A 19,005-nucleotide genomic window follows, 5' to 3' on the forward strand; every position below is an offset into this window, starting at 1 on the left:
CTACCCGTACCCGATGATGTGCTGTTCTGGCGAACAAAAGCCCAGGTCGAATCCGCCATAACGACCCATCATCGGGGGAGCCAGCCGTAGTCGACGGAGCGCTCGTCGGTGTCGAGGTCACGGGTCAGCCGGATCAGCAGGTGCCGTCCGGCGAGCCGCTCGGCGACGCCCTCGCCCCATTCGACGACGACCACCGAATCGGTGAGGTCGGTGTCGAGGTCGAGTGCGTCGAGTTCATCGAGATCGCCGAGCCGATACGCATCGACGTGGATCATCGCCGGTCGTCCCGGACCACCGGGACGATGCTCACGCGCGATGATGAACGTGGGCGAGGTGATCCGCCCCTGCACCCCGAGGCCTGCACCGATCCCCCGCGCCATCGCTGTCTTGCCTGCACCCAGCGGACCGTCCAGGATCACCAGGTCTCCCGCCGCGAGTTCGGTCGCCAGCTCACGACCGAAGGCTTCGGTGTCCTCGACGGTGGGCAGATTCCGACGATGAGGCAGCTCCACCTGGCGCTCCGGATCTGAACTCACTGCCGTGGAACCCGCTGAACCAGAGCGTCGATCGACTCGGTGATCACCGCCGGATTCTCCAACATCACCATGTGCCCGCAGTCTGCGACCCCGACGAGTTCGCACTTCGGACCCAATTTGTTGTGCAGCTCAACAGAGTTCGGCAAGGGCGTCACCTTGTCCTCGTACCCGCACGCCACCATGGTGTCGATCCCGGAGAGCACTGCCAGGCCGGCCGTCTCGTCGTGCTCTTCCAGAGCCCGCAGGAAGTTGACGACGGTGTCGATGCGGGTGCGCTGGATCACCGATTCGGTGAACTCGGCGACCGCCGGAGAATGAAAGGTCGAGCCGAAACTGCCCGCGGTCAGCACGGGCGCCATCAGCAGCCTGGTCAGCCCGCGGCCCGCCTCCACCGCCCGGGGCGCTTGCCGCACGGACAGCCGGAAAGCATCGACGAGTGGATTCTGGAGTCCGCGACCCAGGCCCGCCTCGGCGATACCATGCGCCGCCGATGCGACCAGACCCACGCCGATCACCCTGGAACCGAACAACTCAGGACGTCTGCTCGCCAAGGCCATGATTGCCATACCGCCCATCGAGTGCCCGACCAGGACGACCGGCCCCACGGGCACCACCGAGCGCAGGACGGCTTCGAGGTCGGCAGCCATCTGCGTGATGGTGCACGAATTGGGTGAGGCCTGCCCGGACTCACCGTGGCCGCGGTGGTCGAAGAACACCATCCGCACGTCGTCGCCCCACTTGACGGCGAGATCACGACGCTGGAAATGCCACGTCGACATCCGCAGGCAGAATCCATGGACGAAGACGACAGTCAACGGCGCATCCGAGGGTCCGACCTCCCGGACGGCCAGTGGCACACCGTCATCGGCGACGACGATACTCGCGTGGTCGTCGTAGATCAGACCGAAGTCCTCGATGGAGTTCGGATCCACAGATGTGGGTGTGCGACGGGTGATCGAGCGCACGGCAGCGCCCACCGCCAGGGCGCCCAGAGTCGCGACGCCGGCAGATCCGGCCAGGATCTCGAGCCGTCCAGAACGTTCCATCTATGTTGCCCCGATGTCGTGGGTGCTGCGTGGTCCGGTGGGTGCGGGTTCACTGCTGTACGTACGGATCGTGCGGCCCCGGATGCCGGACACGATCTCGTAGTCGATGGAACCGATGGCTTCGGCCCAGTCCAGCGCGGTGGGTCCACCACCGGCACCCGTCCCGAAAAGGATGGCCCGATCGCCTTCGGCGACACCACCACCATCGGGTCCGAGATCGACCACCATCTGGTCCATGCAGACACGGCCGACGCCGGGAAAGCCGCGGCCGTTGATGTGCACCCGGAGTTGGTTCGACACCAGCCGCGGCACCCCGTCCGCGTAGCCGGCCGGCAGCAACGCGACTGTGGTGTCCCGCGGGGCGACCCACGTGTGACTGTACGAAACCCCTTGTCCCGCCTTGATCTTCTTCAGTGAAAGGACCTCGGCGGAGAGGGTCATGACCGGCACCAGCCCGAAGTCGCCGCGGTCGGGTGCCGGAGAACGACCGTAGACGGCGATGCCGGGCCGGACCAGGTCGCGGGCGAGATCGGGTCTCATCAGCGTCGCCGCCGAGTTCGCGATGTGCTGCACCTGCGGACGCGCACCCACCCGAACCAGGTCGGCCACGGCCTCGTCGAAGCGGCGCGCCTGCAGATCGTTCTCGGGGTGCTGCGGCTCGTCTCCCCGGACCAGATGGGTCATCGCACCACGGAGGACGATCGACTGCTCGGCAACGGCTTTCGCCAGCCCGGCGGCGATCTCATCCCATTCCGCAGGCGCGACACCGTTCCGGGCCAGGCCGGTATCGATCTTGAGCGTCACCGAAGCGCTCCGCCCGACCACGCGGGCCGCGGCGACCACCGCGTCGAGTTGTCTGGGCGAGGAGACACCGATCTGGACGTCGGCGGCGATCGCGCCGGCGAAATCGGACCCGCGACTGTGCAACCAGGCCAGGATGGGAGCGTTCACCCCGTCGCGGCGTACTGCCAACGCCTCGTCGATCGTCGCGACGCCGAGTTCGGCCGCGCCGGCCGCAAGGGCGGCCCGCGCAACCCGCGCGGCGCCGTGCCCGTACCCGTCGGCCTTGACGACCACCATCACCTGCGCGGTCGTGTGCGACTGCAAGATCTCGATGTTGTGGGCCACCGCGGAGAGATCGATGTGTGCCTCGAGCGCCGGAGAGTTCATCGCTGGCCATCTTCCCATCCGGTCAGCGCGGCGTCGCCACGAGTCCGCTCGGCGAGCAACGCGCGGAGCGTCGGTGATACGGCCCGTACCAGAGCGGAGGCCCCGATCGGCGCAGCCCCGGTATTCGCCGACGTCGATCCCGCGGACGCGGTGATCGCGGCACGGGCGTGCACCCGCGCGGCAGCGGCAGCGGCGAGGGGGGCCGCGATACCGGCGGCGAGCAGGCTGCCCGCGATGCCCGAGAGCACGTCGCCCGCCCCGGCGCTCGCAGCCCACGACGACCTCGCGTCGTTGACCAGCACCTCGCCGTCCGGGGAGGCGATCACGGTGGCCCGGCCCTTGAGCAACACCGTCACACCCAATTCGGCGGCGAGTCCGCGCACGGCCCCGATCCGGTCCGCGCCCACCTCGGCGCCGGTGATGCGGGCGAACTCCCCCGCATGCGGGGTGAGCAGCGTCGGCGCGCTGCGGCCGACGACGAGCTCGCGATGCTGCGCCAGCAACGTCAGGCCATCGGCGTCGATGAGGACCGGCACGTCGGTGTCCAACACGTGCCGCAGCCGCCGCAATCCGGTGTCCTCGGTGCCGGCACCAGGTCCGACCACCCAGGCCTGCACCTTGCCCGCATCTTCGGGTTCTTCGGTCGCGATCACCTCAGGATAGTGCGAAAGGACTTGCGGCCCAGCAGTACCGGCGTATCGGACCATGCCGGATGTAGCCGCGACCGCTGCGCCGCTACACAACACACCGGCTCCCGGATACCGCGCCGACCCCGCGACGATGCCGACCACACCCTGGCTGTACTTGTCATCCGACGGGCCCGGAACAGGCCACAGTCCCGCGACCTCTGCGTCGGTCAGCTGCCGGAGCGTGGGCTTGCACGCCTTGATCCCGATGTCGGCCAGCACCGTTCGACCACACTGCGGCGCCGCGAGTACATGCGCTATCCGGAATGCCCCGAAGGTGACGGTGACCGCCGCGCGGACGGCGGGGTCGTTGACCTCGCCGGTGTCCGCATCGACCCCGGACGGCAGGTCCACCGACACGATCGGCACGGTCACAGACTCGACGATGGCTGCCGCCGCGGGTCGCAGGGGCCCTTTCCCACTCAGTCCGACGATTCCGTCGACCACGAGATCGATTCCGGCAGAGAATGTCTCGACGACGCGTCCACCGGCGCGCCGGAAGCTCTCCAGTCCGGCGGCATGCGTCCGCTCACCACCGAGCAGAATTGCCTCGGCCCTCACCCCGCGGCGCCGGAGCAGCGCTGCCGCGTACAACGCATCGCCGCCGTTGTCGCCGGCACCCGCGAGCACACCGACGCAACGACCGTAACAACCACCGGTCCGCGAGCGCAGTTCGGCCGCAACGACATCAGCGACGGCATGCGCGGCCCGACCCATCAGTACACCGCGTTCGAGCAGGTCCCCGGTCGCCTCTTCGGCGGCCCGGATCTGCTCGGCACTGAAGTAACCGATCATGGTCTGTGGTCGCGCCCTACTCGACGGTGACGGACTTGGCCAGGTTGCGTGGTTTGTCCACGTCGTAGCCCCGGGCCTGGGCCACCGCAGCGGCAAAGACCTGCAGCGGCACAGTGGAAACCAGAGGCTGCAGCAAGGTGGGCACCTGCGGGATCCGGATCAGATGGTCTGCGACGTCGAGTACCGTGTCGTCGCCGTCCTCGGCGATGACGATCGTGGTCGCACCGCGTGCCTGGATCTCGCGGATGTTGCTGACCATCTTCGAATGCAGCACCGCCCTGCCGGTCGGCGAGGGCATGACGATGATGACCGGGAGGTTGTCCTCGATCAGTGCGATGGGACCGTGCTTGAGCTCGCCCGCAGCGAATCCCTCGGCGTGCATGTATGCCAGCTCTTTGAGTTTGAGCGCACCCTCGAGTGCCACCGGGTACCCCACGTGCCGTCCCAGGAAGAGGACGGTCGGGCTCGCGCTCAGGGAGCGGGCCAATTCCCGAACCGGTTCGACCGTCTCGAGCACCTTCTCGACCGCAGCGGGCATCGCCTCGAGAGCAGCGAACTCACGGGCGACTTCGTCCGGGTACTTGGTTCCGCGCGCCTGCGCGAGCGCCAGCCCGACGAGGTACGTCGCGGTGATCTGAGCCAAGAAGCACTTCGTCGAGGCGACGCCGATCTCGGGCCCGGCGTGGGTGTAGAGCACCGCGTCGGACTCGCGCGGGATCTGGGCCCCATTGGTGTTGCAGATCGCCAGGACGCGGGCCTTCTGCTCTTTCGCGTGCCGGACCGCCTCCAAGGTGTCCGCCGTCTCACCGGACTGCGAGATGGCCACGACCAAGGTCGAGCGATCCAGAACCGGGTCGCGATACCGGAACTCGCTGGCCAGCTCGACCTCGACGGGAAGCCTCGTCCAGTGCTCGATGGCGTACTTCGACAGCAGCCCGGCGTGATAAGCGGTGCCGCAGGCAACGACGAAGATCTTGTCGATGTCGCGCAGATCCTCATCGGTCAGGCGCTGCTCGTCAAGGATGATCCGGCCGTTCTCGAAGTGCCCGAGCAGGGTGTCGGCAAGCGCCTGCGGCTGCTCGGCGATCTCCTTGAGCATGAAGTAGTCGTAGCCACCCTTTTCGGCGGCGGCGAGGTCCCAGTCGATGTGAAACGGCCTGCCGGGCTCTACATTGCCGGTGAAGTCCGTGATCTTGTAGGTATCGGCCGTGATCACCACCACCTGGTCCTGACCGAGCTCCACCGCTTCGCGGGTGTGTTCGATGAACGCGGCGACGTCCGAGCCGACGAACATCTCGTTCTCCCCGACGCCGACCACCAGCGGTGTCGAGCGCCGGGCGGCGACAATCGTGTCGGCATGATCGGCATGGGTGAACACGAGCGTGAACGCACCTTCGAGCCGGCCCAGCACCGCGTATGCGCTGCCGACGAAGTCACCCGCGGTCGGACCCGACGCGTACTGGAGGGCCATCAGATGGACCGCGACCTCTGTATCGGTGTCGGAGCTGAACTCGATACCGGCCTGCTCGACCTCGCTGCGCAGTGCGGCAAAGTTCTCGATGATCCCGTTGTGGACGACGGCGATCTTGCCGTCAATGCTGGTGTGAGGATGGGCATTGCGGTCGGTGGGGCGACCGTGGGTGGCCCATCGGGTGTGTCCCATGCCGGTCGTACCGGCGAACGCGTCCCGGCCGAGGGTCGCGAGCTCCTTGTCCAGATTCTCGAGCCGCCCGGCCTTCTTCTCCACCGCGGTGTGTCCGGCCCCGTCGAGAATGGCGACGCCGGCAGAGTCGTACCCGCGGTATTCCATCCGTCGCAGTGCCTCGACAACAATCTCGAGAGCATCGCGTTTGCCCACGTATCCGACGATTCCACACATAGTGCTACAGGGTACTTGCCCACTTCGGCAGGACAGAATCTCCAAACGTCAGCACGAAGTTCGTGATTCGAGATGACACGAAATGATGTTGTGGGCTACAGTGAGCGAACTCTTGGAGTTCACGGGCGAGAGTCCGCGAGAGTCGAGGGGGATGCGTCGGTTGGGACGCCATCGATACGTTCGATCCGTATGTCCTCCACCACCGGTGGTCTCACACCCACCCACCAACCAGCGTCAAACGTCCACCGATTCGGTGGGCGTTTTTTTGGCGTGCCTGCCGCGCCTGCCGCAACACGGCGTGGATGGCAATTGACCCATTTCCCTTCTGTAACCAGTATTCCGCGCACTTAGCCGGTACCTTTTTCCTGCAGGCTCAACGACGATCAAGGGCACCGAAGGACACGCATGAACTGGCTGTGGGAAACATCGGTGCTCGACGGCTGGGTGCCGTGGACCATCTTGATCTTGGGGATCCTGGGACTGGCATGGCTGGTCCTGCTGTTCCAGAAGGTCTATCTCCTGTATGTGGTCCCCCTGGCGGCAGTCGTATCGATATTGCTGGTGGTCCTGGCCAAGTGGCTCATCGAAGACGTGTGGAAACTGTTCGCCGATCCGATACCGCTCAACTGCTACATCTGGGGCGGACTCGCGGTGTTCGCGATCCTTCTCCTCGTCCCTCGGCTGATCCGGGGTAGCGGCGTCTTCGGCCGGATCATCACGGTGCTGGCAACGGTGTTCGCCGTGACGATGGCTTTTTCGCAGATCAACGAACATTTCAGCGAGTATCCGACGGTCGGGTCGGTGGTCGGGATCAGCAACGTCAAGACGATCTCCCTCGAGGAAGCCCGCAACAACGACATCAAGACCGTCGAATTGAGCCAGTGGAAGAAGCCGAGCAGCCTGCCCGCCGAGGGTGCGGTCATCACCGCACCGATCCCCGGTGCGACCTCGAACTTCAATGCCCGCCCCGCAAAGATCTACCTGCCGCCGGCGTACTTCACCGAGCCGCGTCCACTGCTCCCGGTGCTGGTCCTGATGGCCGGACAGCCAGGATCTCCGGAGGACTGGCTCGTCGGCGGCCGACTCACCCAGACCATGGATCAGTACGCCGCCGCGAACGAGGGACTCTCACCCATCGTGGTGGTCGCCGACGCCACCGGCGACGAACTCGCCAATCCGCTCTGCATGGACTCGAAACTCGGCAATGTGGCCACTTACCTGGCCAAAGACGTTCCCGAGTGGACCAAGGCGAATCTCCAGGTCGACTCCGACGCCAAGGCGTGGGCAATCGGAGGCCTGTCCTATGGCGGCACGTGTTCGCTGCAGATGACCACCAACTACCCCGAGATCTACCCGACGTTCCTCAATATGTCCGGGCAGCTGGAGCCGACCCTCGGCGACCGCAAACGCACCGTCGACCAGGCCTTCGGCGGCGACGCAGCGAAGTTCACGGCCGTCAATCCGATGGACATCATGAAAACAAAGCAGTTCCCCGGGGTCGCAGGCGCATTTGTCGTCGGAAAAGACGACGCCGAGTACCGGCCAGGCCTCACCCAGGTCTTCCAGGCGGCGCAGGCGGCGGGGATGGACGTGCATCTCGACACCGTCCCGGGCGGGCATTCGTTCGCGGTCTGGTCGGCCGGACTCAAACTCGAGATGCCGTGGCTCGGCAAACGCCTGGGTTTGCCGTGAACTAGGCAATTATTCTCCTCAGACGCGACATTTCACACACCGATCGCATACCCCCCACCCCGCACAGCGAGTCACAGCTCGCACGTCCGGCAACCACCGAAAGGCGCCGATGAGCACGACCGACACCCCCAGCGAGGCACCCCCGTCCGAGCCGGCGGCGGCCCCATCGCCCGTCGCGAAGGTGTTCGGTGCCATCAGCTGGACCGCACGCAAGGTGCCGTTCACGACCACCGTCGTCGTGGCGATCATCGTCATCGGCATCATCACCGGTGCCCTGTGGGAGACGGTCGGCGACAAGAGCTGGTTCAACGACATCGCGTACGGCTACCCACCCCTGACCGAGAGCAAATGGTGGACGCCCCTGTCGGGCATGTTGTTCAAGTCCAGCCCGCTCAGCTACCTCTTCATCACTCTTCTGTTCGCGGTCTTCGTGGGTTGGAGTGAGTGGCTCCTGGGCACGGTCAGGGTCGCGATCGTCACCATCGCGGGACAGCTCATCGGTGTGCTCGGTGCCATCGCGTTCATCGCGATCTTCCGCCCGACGAGCTGGGCCTGGGTCGATCACCTCGCCGAGGTCCGCGACGTGGGCGTCACCACCGCCATCGTCGCCGCGATCGCCGCAGCAAGCGCCACGCTCAAGTCGCCGTGGCGTCTACGGGTCCGGGCCGTTCTCCTTGCCTACGTGGCCATCTCGTTCCTGTTCGAAGGCAAGCTGGCGGACGTGACCCACCTGATCGCGGTGGTGGTCATGCTGATCATCGGCGAGCGGTTCTTCAGCAAGAGCGAGTCCGGCGTCATGCCTCGTACCCGCCAAGAAATCCGGATGATCAGCTTCATCGGCCTGGTCTTGATCGCAGTGGTCAACATCGCGGTCGCGGTGTTCCCAGGCGACGGGCCGTTCGGGCCGACCGACTCGAACGACAGCCTCAGCTGGGGTTCGATAGTCAGCGTCCTGATCGTGTTGCTCATCGCCGACCAGCTCCGCCGAGGCCGTAAATGGGCCTGGTGGGTCACCGTCGTCTACGGTCTGCTGTACATCGCCCTGCTGGTCCTGGTCCTCATTGCCGTGATCACCTCGAGTTTCGAGGGCAAGGGCGCCGTCACCGTCGGTACCGGGCTGCTGTGGATCGTGGAGCTGACCCTGCTGTTCGGCGGTCGCTATGCGTTCATGGTCCCGTTGAACAGCCGGAAAGCCATGGCAGGTATGGGCGGGTCGAACCCCGCAGAACAGGTACGCAGCCTACTCAAGAAGTACGGCGGCAGCACCATGAGCTGGATGATCACCTGGGAGAACAACCAGTACGCGTTCACCAAGGACGGTGAAGGTGTGATCGGTTACCAGCGTCCCGCCGGGACCGTGCTCGCGTTGGCCGATCCCGTCTGCGCACCCGAAAAACTCGAGGAGACCATCCGGGAGTTCACCGACATGGCCGAGAACAGTGCTCGTATCCCATGCTGGTTCTCCGTCAGTGAGGCCACCGCCTCCATCGCCCGCGACATGGGTTGGCGAACCCTGCAGATCGCCGAGGACACGATCATCGACCTGCCGACGCTGGCCTTCAAAGGAAAGCCCTGGCAGGACATCCGATCGGCTCTCAACCGGGCGAAGAAAGAGGGCATCACCTTCAAACTGACGACCCTGAAAGACGAGCCCTTCGCAGTGGTGGCCCAGGTGCGGGCGATCTCCGAGGAATGGGTCGGCGACAAGGGACTGCCTGAGATGGGGTTCACACTCGGCAGTGTCGAAGAGGCGTTGGATCCCGAGGTCCGGGTTGCCCTGGCCATCGACGACACCGGGTCGGTGCACGGAGTGTTGTCGTGGCTGCCGGTCTTCGGTGGCGGTGACACCATGCGCGGCTGGACCCTCGACGTGATGCGACGCCGCGACGACGGCTTCCGGCCGTGTATCGAGTTCCTCATCGCCAGTTCGGCCCTCGCGTTCAAAGCCGAAGGCGCCGAGATCCTCTCGCTGTCGGGCGCACCGCTTGCACGAGCGGAGGACGATACCAGCGAGGTCGTGGCGATGGACCGGATGCTCGACATGATGGGCGCCGCAATGGAGCCCTTCTACGGCTTCCGGTCGCTGCACGCGTTCAAGATGAAGTTCCAGCCCCGCTACGAACCGGTCTACATGTGCTTCCGGGACGAGGGTGACCTACCGCGCATCGGGGTGGCTCTCACCCGCGCCTATCTTCCCAACGCCACCCCCGGTCAGATGATCAAACTCGCAACCACCAGGGAGTAGCCGCAGCGATGCGGGTGGTCGCCGATCTCGGCAGACTCATCGCCGACCGGGTGCGGTGGCGCCGTACCAAACGCCGGCTGGGCTCTGTACGGATCTGGCGACTGCCCGTGATGCTGATCTTCCTCGCCGTGGTGATGACGGGGGTCTTCGGCGCCATCGACAACGCGACGGCGGCCGACGCCGTCGACACGGGCACCATGGCCACCCTGCTCAGCGCCATCGCGGGTGGGATGATCACCCTGACCGGTCTGGTCTTCACCGCCACGACGCTGGCGATGCAGTTCGGTGCGACCCAGGTCTCGGTGAGGGTGGTTCCTGTCCTGCAACAGGACCCGATCATGCGGTGGTCCAACGGGCTGTTTCTGGCGACCTTCGTCTATTCACTGATCGTGGCGTCTGACATGGCATCCGACGACAACCGCGCGCCGATCGCATCGGGCGCTTTTGCGCTGTTCCTCGCCTTCGCGAGCGCGATCATGTTCGTCGTGCTCGTCAGCAAAGTCGGCCGAATCCTGAACTCCACCAGGTTGCTCCGCTGGATCGCCGACGAAGGGCACAAGACGATCAAGCGGACGTTCATCGACGCGTCCTCGGATCCGGCCGCCGCAGCCGTCGCAGCGCCGTCCCCGTCGTACGGAACCACGGACCCCGGCGCCCCGATGACGCTCGTGCGGCTGCGACGGCTCCCGAGCAAGGGGCGCGTACTCGTGGCGATCAATTTGCCGCAGTTGCAGCGCCTCGGAACGCGTTGGGGCGTGCAGCTCGACGTCTTGCCCCGCATCGGAGACTTCGTGGCCTACGAGGCTCCGTTGTTCGCGGTGTACGGGGTCTCCGACGATCTCAACGAGATCAGGCAGCGGCAGCTCCTGGCGACCATGTGTTTCGGCGACGCCCACCGGCCGGCGGTCAGTCCGTCGGCGGCTCTGCAGGCCATCGTGGACGTCGCCCTCAAGGCCTTGTCTCCCGCCATCAACGACCCGGGCCGCGCCGTCCAGGCCATCGACCACCTCGAAGACCTGCTGCTCCTACTGGCCCCGCGGGTGCGCACCGACCGGACCCTCGAAGTGATGTCACGGGTGCACGGGTACCGACGGACCTGGAACGACTACGTTTCACTCGCCACCGATGAGATCCGGCATTTCAGCACCAATTCGACACAGGTCCAGCGCAGGCTGCGGGCGCTCCTGCTGACGCTTCAGGCCAGCACACCGCAGGCCCAGCATCCACCCCTGGTGGAACGGATCGCCGCACTCGATCAGCAGGTCCGCACCGAGTGGAAGACCGATCTCGATATCCGGCTCGCGAGCGTCGCCGACCCGCAGGGCCTCGGCTCGGAGTCCGGCAGCCAGTCGCCCACCACCGCCCCCGACCAGACCGACAATCCGGATCCCGGAGCCAGCCCGGGTTGAGCCGGCAGCACCGGCTCAGTCGGCGGCGGCCCCGAGCTTCGTCGAGGCTTGCGAACGAGCACGCTGCGCCTCGATCTCCGAATCGAACTCCGCTCGCCAATTCACGGTCATCGGCAGCCCGCGGGTCACGGCTTCCTCGGCGGACAACTCGACCGGGAACCCGAACGTGTCGGACAACTTGAACAGATCCTTGCCGGTCACCGTCTCACCGGTCTTGCCCAGCCGCTTGAGTTCACGCAGGCCCTTGCCAAGAGTCCGGCGGAACGACCGCTCCTCTTTCTCCAGTACCTCGATCACGTTCTCGCGCCGCTCGGCGACCTCTGGGTATGCGTCGGTGTAGAGATCCGCGACCACCGGCACGAGCTGCGTCAGCAGTTTGTCCTGGACGCCGAGTTGGTGGGCGAACCGGATCGCCCGGCGCACCAGCCGGCGCATCACGTATCCCTGTTCCTTGTTCGACGGCACCACGCCGTCCACCGCGAGGAAGACCGCGCCACGGATGTGGTCGGCGATGACCCGCATCGCCACGGTGTTGTCGTCGTACCCGACCCCGGACAATTCCTCGATCTTCTGCACGATCGGCCACAGCAGACTGATCCGGTACACATCAGGACTGTCGATGGAGGCGGCCGCGATCCGTTCGAGGCCACCGCCGTAATCGACGTTGAGCTTGGGCAACTCGGCGAAGCCCTCTACTGTCTTCGCGTATTGCATGAAGACCGAGTTGCCGATCTCCATGTACTGCCCACCGTCGGAGTTCTGATGTGGGTACCGACCGAACGCGGTGTCGTGCTCGACCTGCGGGAAGTAGTAGAAGACCTCGCTGTCGGGTCCACCGGGATCGCCGACCGGCATCGTCTCCGGTCCCCCGGACCGCGACCACCAGTTCTTGTCGCTGTAGTACGCGATCCGCGCTCCCTGGTTGCCGACCTCATTGCCGTGTTCTTCGGTCAGCAACACCACCCGGTCGGCGGAAACCCCCGCCTTGGTGAACAATTCGGTCCAGATGTCGGCACTCTCGTCGTCCCGCGGGATCCCGTTCTCGGGATCACCCGAGAACACGGTCACGTAGATGCGATTCGGGTCGAGACCGACGATCTCGGTGAGGAAATGCCAGAACAGCGGAATCTGCTCACTCTTGAAGTAGTCACCGAGACTCCAGTTCCCGAGCATCTCGAAGAACGTGGTGTGCCGGTTGTCGCCCACCTCTTCGATGTCCTGCGACCTCAGGCACGTCTGCGAGTCCGCGAGTCGCTTCCCCGCGGGATGTTCGGCGCCGAGCAGATACTTGAGCAGCGGCTGCATTCCGCTGCCCGTGAACAGCGTGGTCGGGTCGTCTTTGGGCACAAGCGGTGCGCGGGGAATCACGGTGTGACCGCGTTCGGTCATCAAGGTGAGATAGGCACTGCGGATCTCATTGGCATCCATGCGGATTACTCTGCCAAGTTCGCGCCCCGAATGCGCGGTGAATGGCGTGGTCCGTCAAAATAGCCGTGAGCGGGCCAGGGGTGCTGCCGGTCGGAAGCACGATCCCCTAGAGTCAGATCGTGGCCAACCCCAAGAAGCTCCTTTCGCAGCTGTCCAAGACCGGACCGCACAAGGTTCTGCGCGGCGACATGGCGATCGTCGGATTACCCGGCACCCTCTATGCCCCCGCCGAAGGAAAGGACCTCCCGGGAATCGCCTTCGGCCACGGCTGGCTCACCGGTGCCAAGCAGTACTACAAGACCCTGGCGCACCTGGCGTCGTGGGGCATCGTCGCCGCGGCTCCGACCACCGAAAAGGGCATGCTGGCGTCCGATCAGGGGCTGGCCGCCGACCTCGAGACAACGTTGTCGGTGATCAGTGAGGTCCGACTGGGTGCAGGCGATATCACCGTGCACAAACATCGACTGGGTCTGGCCGGCCACGGGTTCGGCGCGTCGGCCGCGACACTGGCCGCCGCCCGAAGCGAACGAGCCAGAGCACTTGCCGCACTGTTTCCGGCTCCGACGAGCAGCGCAGTCCTGCCTGCCGCCCGTGAGGTCACAGTGCCGGCCCTGATCGTCGTCGCACCGGGCGAACTCGAGTCGATGACGTCCAACGCACTGGCCCTGCGACGGGCCCTCGGCGCCGATGACACCGTGCTCCGGATGGCACCACGGACCGAGAACCGGGGTCTGGCCGAGGGTTTCAGCGTGCGGTCCAAGCTCGGCGCCGGCGGCAACGACCGGAAGACCCAGAAGATCAGCCGGGGCGTGCTCACCGGATTCCTGCTCCACCAGCTCACCGAGGACAGCAAGTACGCCGCGTTCAGCGATCCGGACGCCGGCCTCGGCAAGCTCTTGACCGTCGACCCCGACGCGCTTCCGCCTGGGGCAGAAGACCTGATCGATCCGTTGACCCGACTGCTGCGGAAGTAGCTCCCCCCGACCGCTCAGCGATCGGTGAGCCAGCCACTCGAGTACGAGAAGTTCATCGTCCCGTCCTGCTCGTCATCGCTGCTGCGGACCGGCCGCGTTTCGACGGTGGAGGGGCCCACTGGGGGCGTCATTGCGGCCGCGGGCTCCCCGGCCACACCCGGCACACCGGGACCCGGTGTGTGCGGACTGAGATCGATGTCGTCGGCAGGCAACAGGATTGCACCCCGTGCCGCAATCGCTGCGCGGGTACTCCCGCGGCGATGATCGGCGTTTTCGGTCGCGATCCGTAGTCGTTCTCGGAGGGCGCGCTGTTGGTCGCGGTAGGTGCACACCGCAGACTCGGTCTCTGTCCGTGCGCGTTCGGCGATCGAATCACAGAGATCCGCGATACTCATTGATCACCCGCCAAGGCGAGAACACCCTCGTCGCCCGGTGCGGGCGGGCGTGGATCAGTGGCCTGCGGCGCGACCTGGGTGCTCGGCTCCGGCAGTCGCGCCGGGCGTGGGATCGGTGTCGGCACCCCGGAAGCGTTTCCTGGCGTCGCCGCTGGCGACGGACAGGCCTCGGTTCCGGGCTCCGACGCGAGTGGTGAACTCTCCGTCTCGCTTGGCTCATCCGTCTCGCTTGGCTCAGTGGTCGCGGCGCCCTCGGCGGGGCCGACAGAAACGGGTTGATCTGACTGTTCTGGCCCCTGCGTGCACTCTTGCGGCCCTCTCCCGGGCGACCCGTCGTCACCCGGGCCAGCGCCGTCATCTGAGTGGTCGGGGGGCGTTCCGCCCCCGCCGACGGTCAAGCTCAAAGAACGGCCATCGTCTCCGAGCTCGAGTGTGAACGTCTTCTCACCCGACGCCGGGGGCGACACGTCCGGGGGCCCGACGGTCTGCGGAACTCCCGCGGGCCCGTCGACTGCCTGCACCGGATGACCCTCGGATTGCACTGAGACCACGGCCTCGACGACGCCGATCACCGCCCCTGCCACCGCCTCGCTGACTGCTCCGACAAGCGGGCCAAGGAGGCCGGTGAGCCCGGTGAGCTCGGCGCCCTCCGGGGCCGGCCCCGAGGCTGAAGTGAATTGACCTGCGGCAGAACTCGACCCTGCTGCGATCACCGCCCCAGCACGGGGATCAGGCGGCGGCGCAGCAGAAATCGGAAGCGGTGCACTCGTCGACTCAGCCCTCGTGCCCCCAGAGGACGGCCCGGCCGACCCACCGGGTCCACCGGGACCGCCCGTGACGGCGGGGCTGTCGGCGCAGACCGGACCTGCGCCAACGGCGGGTTCGGGGGTGTCGGCAGGAGCGCATGGGCTCGGCTGACCGCACGGATATTCGGTGGTGTCGATGCCCTGTAAGCCGGTGCAGACTCCAGACAGGATGGCTTCCACAGCCTTGTCGCAGGTGTTGACCGACGAGGTGAACAGGTTGACCGCCGCGGTGATGGCCGCGCGTAATTCCTCTCGCGGAGCGGCGGCCAGCGATTCGACGATGTCGGTCCACGCACTGATCGGCATACCGAGCAGGATGTTCGCATCGATGGATCCGATAGCGGTGAACTTGGCAACCCGCGATATGTCGATACAGTCGGCGGCCACGAGCAATCCGGTCGCGAGCTCCCCCAGCGACGTCAGGTCCGCGTCAGCCCGGGGCAGATGCGCCAAGAGCCGTTGGCGAGCAGCGGTTCCCGACCCGTCCGGCCAGCAGTCGGCCAAGGGAGCATCCTGCTCGTGCTGGTAGGACACCTGGGCGGCGGCAGCGGTGTGGACTCTCTGGAGGATCCGTCCATCTGCACGCAGTCGATGGGTGTTGACGTCCTCCGTCTCGGAGAACCGCGACATGAACGTGTCGAATGACGGGAAGCCGTCGATCCCGAGCCGACCGGCCAGCGGGGAAACGTTGTCGAAGAAGCACACACTCGCCCTGGCGACCTCGCGCGCAGCCATGAGCTCCTCGTCGAGGGCACTCGTCGCCGGCGCAGGCGCGCTACCCATCGACGCGACCCGGATCGCCACGGACGAACGTGACCGCGTTCGACGAGTCCTGACCAGCCAGAGTGTCTGCGGCCGCAGTCAGCGCATCACCGAACGTTCGGGACGAGCCGACGAGTGCGGTCACCGACTGGATCACCGCGAGAATGCCCGCGGCGTAGTCCATCGCGTGAGTGCCGTACCGATTCCCCATGTGCGCGCCGAAGTCGCAGTCCACGAGCTCTGTCGCGGCGACCTGCACGGATGACGCTGTCTGCCCGAAAACACTGCCCAGTGTTCGCAATGCGTCCGGGTCCACCCTGGTCTGCTCAGTCATCTCGCCCTCCCATGGATCAGACGCAGCGCCGGCCGAATCGGTTCCATGCCCCGGCCAGAATGATCCCGAACAGCAAACCACGCCGCAGGCGCCACCGTCCGCCTCCTCGCTGTCCCCCACCATCAGTGCGTCCGGACCCGCAGCGCTCGGACATCGAATGCGATATTGCTGACCACCCCGACGCCTACGGCTCGAAACGAACGCAGGCACCGGTCAGTCGGTGAACCGGAAAAGTGTTCGGTTATAAGTCGAACAAAACGGCAGAATGCGCCGCGGGAGTGGATAATTCAGGCGGCCTCGACAGCCGCAGCAATCCTGGCGGCCACCGACTGCGCCTGCTCTGCGGTCGCCGCCTCGACCATCACCCGCACCAATTGCTCTGTGCCAGAGGGACGGAGCAGGACACGGCCCGTCGCGCCCAGTTCCGTTTCCGCATCGGTCACGGCCGCTTGTACGGATCCAGCTGCTGCCACCACATTCTTGTCCGCTACGCGGACGTTGATCAGCACCTGGGGCAGGGCGTTCATGATCGACGCCAGTTCCGCCAAGGACTTTCCACTACTTGCCATCCGGCCCATGAGGGCCAGACCGGTGAGGATGCCGTCACCGGTGGTGCCGTGCGACGGGATGACCACGTGGCCCGATTGTTCTCCGCCCAGGGAGAAGCCGCCTGCCCGCAGTTCTTCGAGCACGTAACGGTCGCCGACCGCGGTGGTGCGCACGGTGATTCCCGCAGCGGTCATCGCCAAGTGCAGACCGAGGTTGCTCATCACGGTTGCGACCAGGGTGTCGTCTTTGAGGCTGCCCGCATCCTTCATCGCACTGGCGAGCACTGCCATGATCGCGTCGCCATCGACGACGGCACCGGTCGCATCGACGGCCAGGCACCGGTCGGCGTCACCGTCGTGGGCCAGGCCGAGATCGGCTCCGTAGTCGAGCACCGCGGCACGCACCTGGTCCAAATGTGTTGAGCCACAGTTGAGATTGATGTTCTCGCCATCGGGATCGGCACTGAGTGCGATGACCGTGGCGCCGGCACTCCGGTAAGCCCGCGGCGCCGCAGTGTACGCCGCACCGTGGGCACAATCGACGACCACCGTCACGGGCTTGAGGTTCACGTCGACGATGCCGGACAGGTGATCGAGATAGGCGTCGATGCCGTCGGCGGCGTCGCGAACACGTCCGACGGCGGCACCGGTCGGTCGCACGACCGCAGCCCCCGCGGCCGCCTCGATCGCATCTTCTGCAGCATCGGAGAGTTTGTGACCACCCGCAGCGAAGAACTTGATCCCGTTGTCGGGCATGGGATTGTGGGACGCGGAGATCATCACGCCGAACGCGGCGTCATAGAAATCGGTCAGGTAGGCGACGGCCGGCGTCGGGACGACCCCGACACGTACGGCGTCGACACCGGCAGCGGTCAACCCCGCGCATACTGCGGCTTCCAGCATTTCACCAGACGCCCTCGTGTCGCGGCCGACCACGGCGACCGGCCGCGTGCGGCCATCATGACCGCCCGCCGGGAGTACCCGGGCAGCGGCCTCGGCCAGCGACAACGCCAACTCCGGCGTCAGGTCGGCGTTGGCCAAGCCGCGGACTCCATCGGTTCCAAACAGTCGCCCCATCGACCATCCCTTTCTTCGAGATCTTCACGCGTTCGAGCCGGTCGACCCGCACCCTCGTATGTCCTTCAACGCAACAGGCAGGCGTCCAGTGAATCCTGAACGCCTGCCTGTGCCCAAGACCGCCTTGGTGCTCGCGGGTCCTGTAGAGAAATCAGCGCTTGCTGTACTGCGAAGCCTTACGGGCCTTCTTCAGGCCGTACTTCTTGCGCTCCACCGCACGCGGGTCACGCGTGAGGAAGCCGGCCTTTTTCAGGGCCGGACGATCGTCGGGAGTGACCTCGATCAACGCGCGAGCGATGGCGAGCCGCAGGGCACCCGCTTGACCCGAAGGTCCGCCACCGTGGAGTTTTGCGGCGATGTCGAACGTGTCGCTGCGCTCCACCGTGACAAACGGGGCCTTGATCAGCTGCTGGTGCACCTTGTTGGGGAAGTACTCCTCGAGGGTGCGGCCGTTGAGCGTGAACCCGCCGGTACCCGGAGACATCCGGACGCGGACGACAGCCTCTTTACGGCGGCCGACGGTCTGGATCGGGCGATCGAAGTCAACCGGTGCGCGGGTGACGGCAGGCTCTGCATCGACGCTGTCGTCGACCGAGTAGTCGTCGGCACCGAACTCGGCGACAACTTCTTCGGCCACGACTTCTTCGGCGGCCACGTCAGGCTGATCGGACACGTTCTGCTCCTCCGGCGCCGTCACTGGGCAACCTGGGTGATCTCGAAGGGGACGGGCTGCTGAGCCACGTGGGGATGATTCGGGCCGGCGTACACCTTGAGCTTGGAAGCCATGGCGTTGCCGAGCTTGGTCTTCGGGAGCATCCCGATGATCGCCTTCTCGACGAGGCGCTCCGGATGCGTCGCGATGGTCTCTCCGACAGTGCGGGACTTCAGGCCGCCCGGATGACCGGAGTGACGGTAGAGCAATTTGTCGTCGCGCTTGTTTCCGCTGACGGCAACCTTCTCGGCGTTGATGATGACGACGAAGTCGCCGCCATCCATGTGGGGTGCGTAGGTCGGCTTGTGCTTACCGCGCAGGAGCGTTGCGCTCTGCACGGCGAGGCGGCCGAGCACCACGTCGGTGGCATCGATGACATGCCACGTACGGGTGATGTCACCGGCCTTCGGGGTGTAAGTAGGCACAGATAATCCTCTGTCTTATCGGATGGAGCTGGTCGGGCATGCGGCAGAGGTTGCTCCTGGCGACCAGTGGGGACCCAGGCCTCGAC

General features: G+C 65.9%; 16 protein-coding genes. 4 read left to right on the forward strand and 12 right to left on the reverse strand.

Features of this window, described 5'->3' with window-relative positions:
- Positions 1 to 68: 68 nt before the first annotated feature.
- Genes tsaE through glmS form a run of 5 tightly spaced genes read right to left on the reverse strand, consistent with a single transcriptional unit; the run spans position 69 to position 6,112 of the window.
- Positions 69 to 536: a tRNA (adenosine(37)-N6)-threonylcarbamoyltransferase complex ATPase subunit type 1 TsaE gene (gene tsaE, locus BH683_RS21780; RefSeq protein WP_246833517.1), complete on the reverse strand. Its 468-nt coding sequence runs from the start codon at positions 534 to 536 to the stop codon at positions 69 to 71.
- Positions 533 to 1,582 carry an alpha/beta hydrolase gene (locus BH683_RS21785; RefSeq protein ID WP_084838368.1) on the reverse strand — a complete coding sequence of 350 codons (1,050 nt, stop codon included), beginning with the start codon at positions 1,580 to 1,582 and terminating at the stop codon, positions 533 to 535. Before BH683_RS21785 ends, tsaE begins: the two co-directional genes overlap by 4 nt.
- On the reverse strand, positions 1,583 to 2,752 hold the full coding sequence (gene alr / locus BH683_RS21790) for an alanine racemase (protein WP_084838369.1): 1,170 nt from the start codon (positions 2,750 to 2,752) through the stop codon (positions 1,583 to 1,585). It lies immediately after the preceding gene.
- On the reverse strand, positions 2,749 to 4,233 hold the full coding sequence (locus tag BH683_RS21795; protein WP_084838370.1) for an NAD(P)H-hydrate dehydratase: 1,485 nt from the start codon (positions 4,231 to 4,233) through the stop codon (positions 2,749 to 2,751). The genes alr and BH683_RS21795 overlap by 4 nt, the downstream gene beginning before the upstream one ends.
- Before the next feature lie 16 nt (positions 4,234 to 4,249).
- Complete coding sequence (gene glmS, locus BH683_RS21800) at positions 4,250 to 6,112, reverse strand: glutamine--fructose-6-phosphate transaminase (isomerizing) (RefSeq protein WP_084838371.1); 1,863 nt, start codon at positions 6,110 to 6,112, stop codon at positions 4,250 to 4,252.
- A gap of 405 nt (positions 6,113 to 6,517) precedes the next feature.
- On the opposite strand from glmS, the gene BH683_RS21805 reads away from it, so the two are divergent.
- The 3 genes from BH683_RS21805 (at position 6,518) to BH683_RS21815 (ending at position 11,458) form a co-directional block, all read left to right on the forward strand.
- On the forward strand, positions 6,518 to 7,804 hold the full coding sequence (locus BH683_RS21805; protein ID WP_084838372.1) for an alpha/beta hydrolase-fold protein: 1,287 nt from the start codon (positions 6,518 to 6,520) through the stop codon (positions 7,802 to 7,804).
- A 109-nt stretch (positions 7,805 to 7,913) separates the two neighbouring features.
- Positions 7,914 to 10,049 carry a DUF2156 domain-containing protein gene (locus BH683_RS21810; protein WP_084838373.1) on the forward strand — a complete coding sequence of 712 codons (2,136 nt, stop codon included), beginning with the start codon at positions 7,914 to 7,916 and terminating at the stop codon, positions 10,047 to 10,049.
- An 8-nt stretch (positions 10,050 to 10,057) separates the two neighbouring features.
- Positions 10,058 to 11,458 (forward strand): DUF2254 family protein, encoded by a 1,401-nt coding sequence (locus tag BH683_RS21815; RefSeq protein WP_084838374.1) that lies wholly within the window; start codon positions 10,058 to 10,060, stop codon positions 11,456 to 11,458.
- 15 nt (positions 11,459 to 11,473) lie between these two features.
- Here the strand turns inward: BH683_RS21815 and BH683_RS21820 are convergent, their stop codons facing one another.
- Positions 11,474 to 12,886, reverse strand: a complete 1,413-nt coding sequence (locus BH683_RS21820; protein ID WP_084838375.1) for an alanine--tRNA ligase-related protein — start codon at positions 12,884 to 12,886, stop codon at positions 11,474 to 11,476.
- A 119-nt stretch (positions 12,887 to 13,005) separates the two neighbouring features.
- Here BH683_RS21820 and BH683_RS21825 point away from each other — a divergent pair, with 119 nt between their 5' ends.
- The gene (locus BH683_RS21825) at positions 13,006 to 13,860 is read left to right on the forward strand and encodes a hypothetical protein (protein ID WP_094647648.1); all 855 of its coding nucleotides are present in this window, start codon (positions 13,006 to 13,008) and stop codon (positions 13,858 to 13,860) included.
- A gap of 14 nt (positions 13,861 to 13,874) precedes the next feature.
- Here BH683_RS21825 and BH683_RS21830 read toward each other — a convergent pair whose 3' ends face one another.
- From BH683_RS21830 to rplM, 6 genes are all read right to left on the reverse strand, one after another.
- The gene (locus BH683_RS21830; protein ID WP_084838377.1) at positions 13,875 to 14,255 is read right to left on the reverse strand and encodes a hypothetical protein; all 381 of its coding nucleotides are present in this window, start codon (positions 14,253 to 14,255) and stop codon (positions 13,875 to 13,877) included.
- Positions 14,252 to 15,865 carry a hypothetical protein gene (locus tag BH683_RS21835; RefSeq protein WP_084838378.1) on the reverse strand — a complete coding sequence of 538 codons (1,614 nt, stop codon included), beginning with the start codon at positions 15,863 to 15,865 and terminating at the stop codon, positions 14,252 to 14,254. The genes BH683_RS21830 and BH683_RS21835 overlap by 4 nt, the downstream gene beginning before the upstream one ends.
- Entirely contained in the window at positions 15,837 to 16,157 is a 321-nt protein-coding gene (locus BH683_RS21840; RefSeq protein ID WP_168187096.1) for a type VII secretion target, read from the reverse strand. Before BH683_RS21840 ends, BH683_RS21835 begins: the two co-directional genes overlap by 29 nt.
- Before the next feature lie 287 nt (positions 16,158 to 16,444).
- A complete protein-coding gene (gene glmM, locus BH683_RS21845) occupies positions 16,445 to 17,782 on the reverse strand; it encodes a phosphoglucosamine mutase (RefSeq protein ID WP_084838380.1) in 1,338 nt (445 codons plus the stop codon).
- A gap of 151 nt (positions 17,783 to 17,933) precedes the next feature.
- Positions 17,934 to 18,479: a 30S ribosomal protein S9 gene (gene rpsI / locus BH683_RS21850; RefSeq protein WP_084838381.1), complete on the reverse strand. Its 546-nt coding sequence runs from the start codon at positions 18,477 to 18,479 to the stop codon at positions 17,934 to 17,936.
- Positions 18,476 to 18,919 (reverse strand): 50S ribosomal protein L13, encoded by a 444-nt coding sequence (gene rplM, locus BH683_RS21855; RefSeq protein WP_084838382.1) that lies wholly within the window; start codon positions 18,917 to 18,919, stop codon positions 18,476 to 18,478. The genes rpsI and rplM overlap by 4 nt, the downstream gene beginning before the upstream one ends.
- Positions 18,920 to 19,005: the final 86 nt, after the last annotated feature.

This window comes from Williamsia sp. 1138 (genome assembly GCF_002095435.2).
Lineage (GTDB): Bacteria > Actinomycetota > Actinomycetes > Mycobacteriales > Mycobacteriaceae > Williamsia.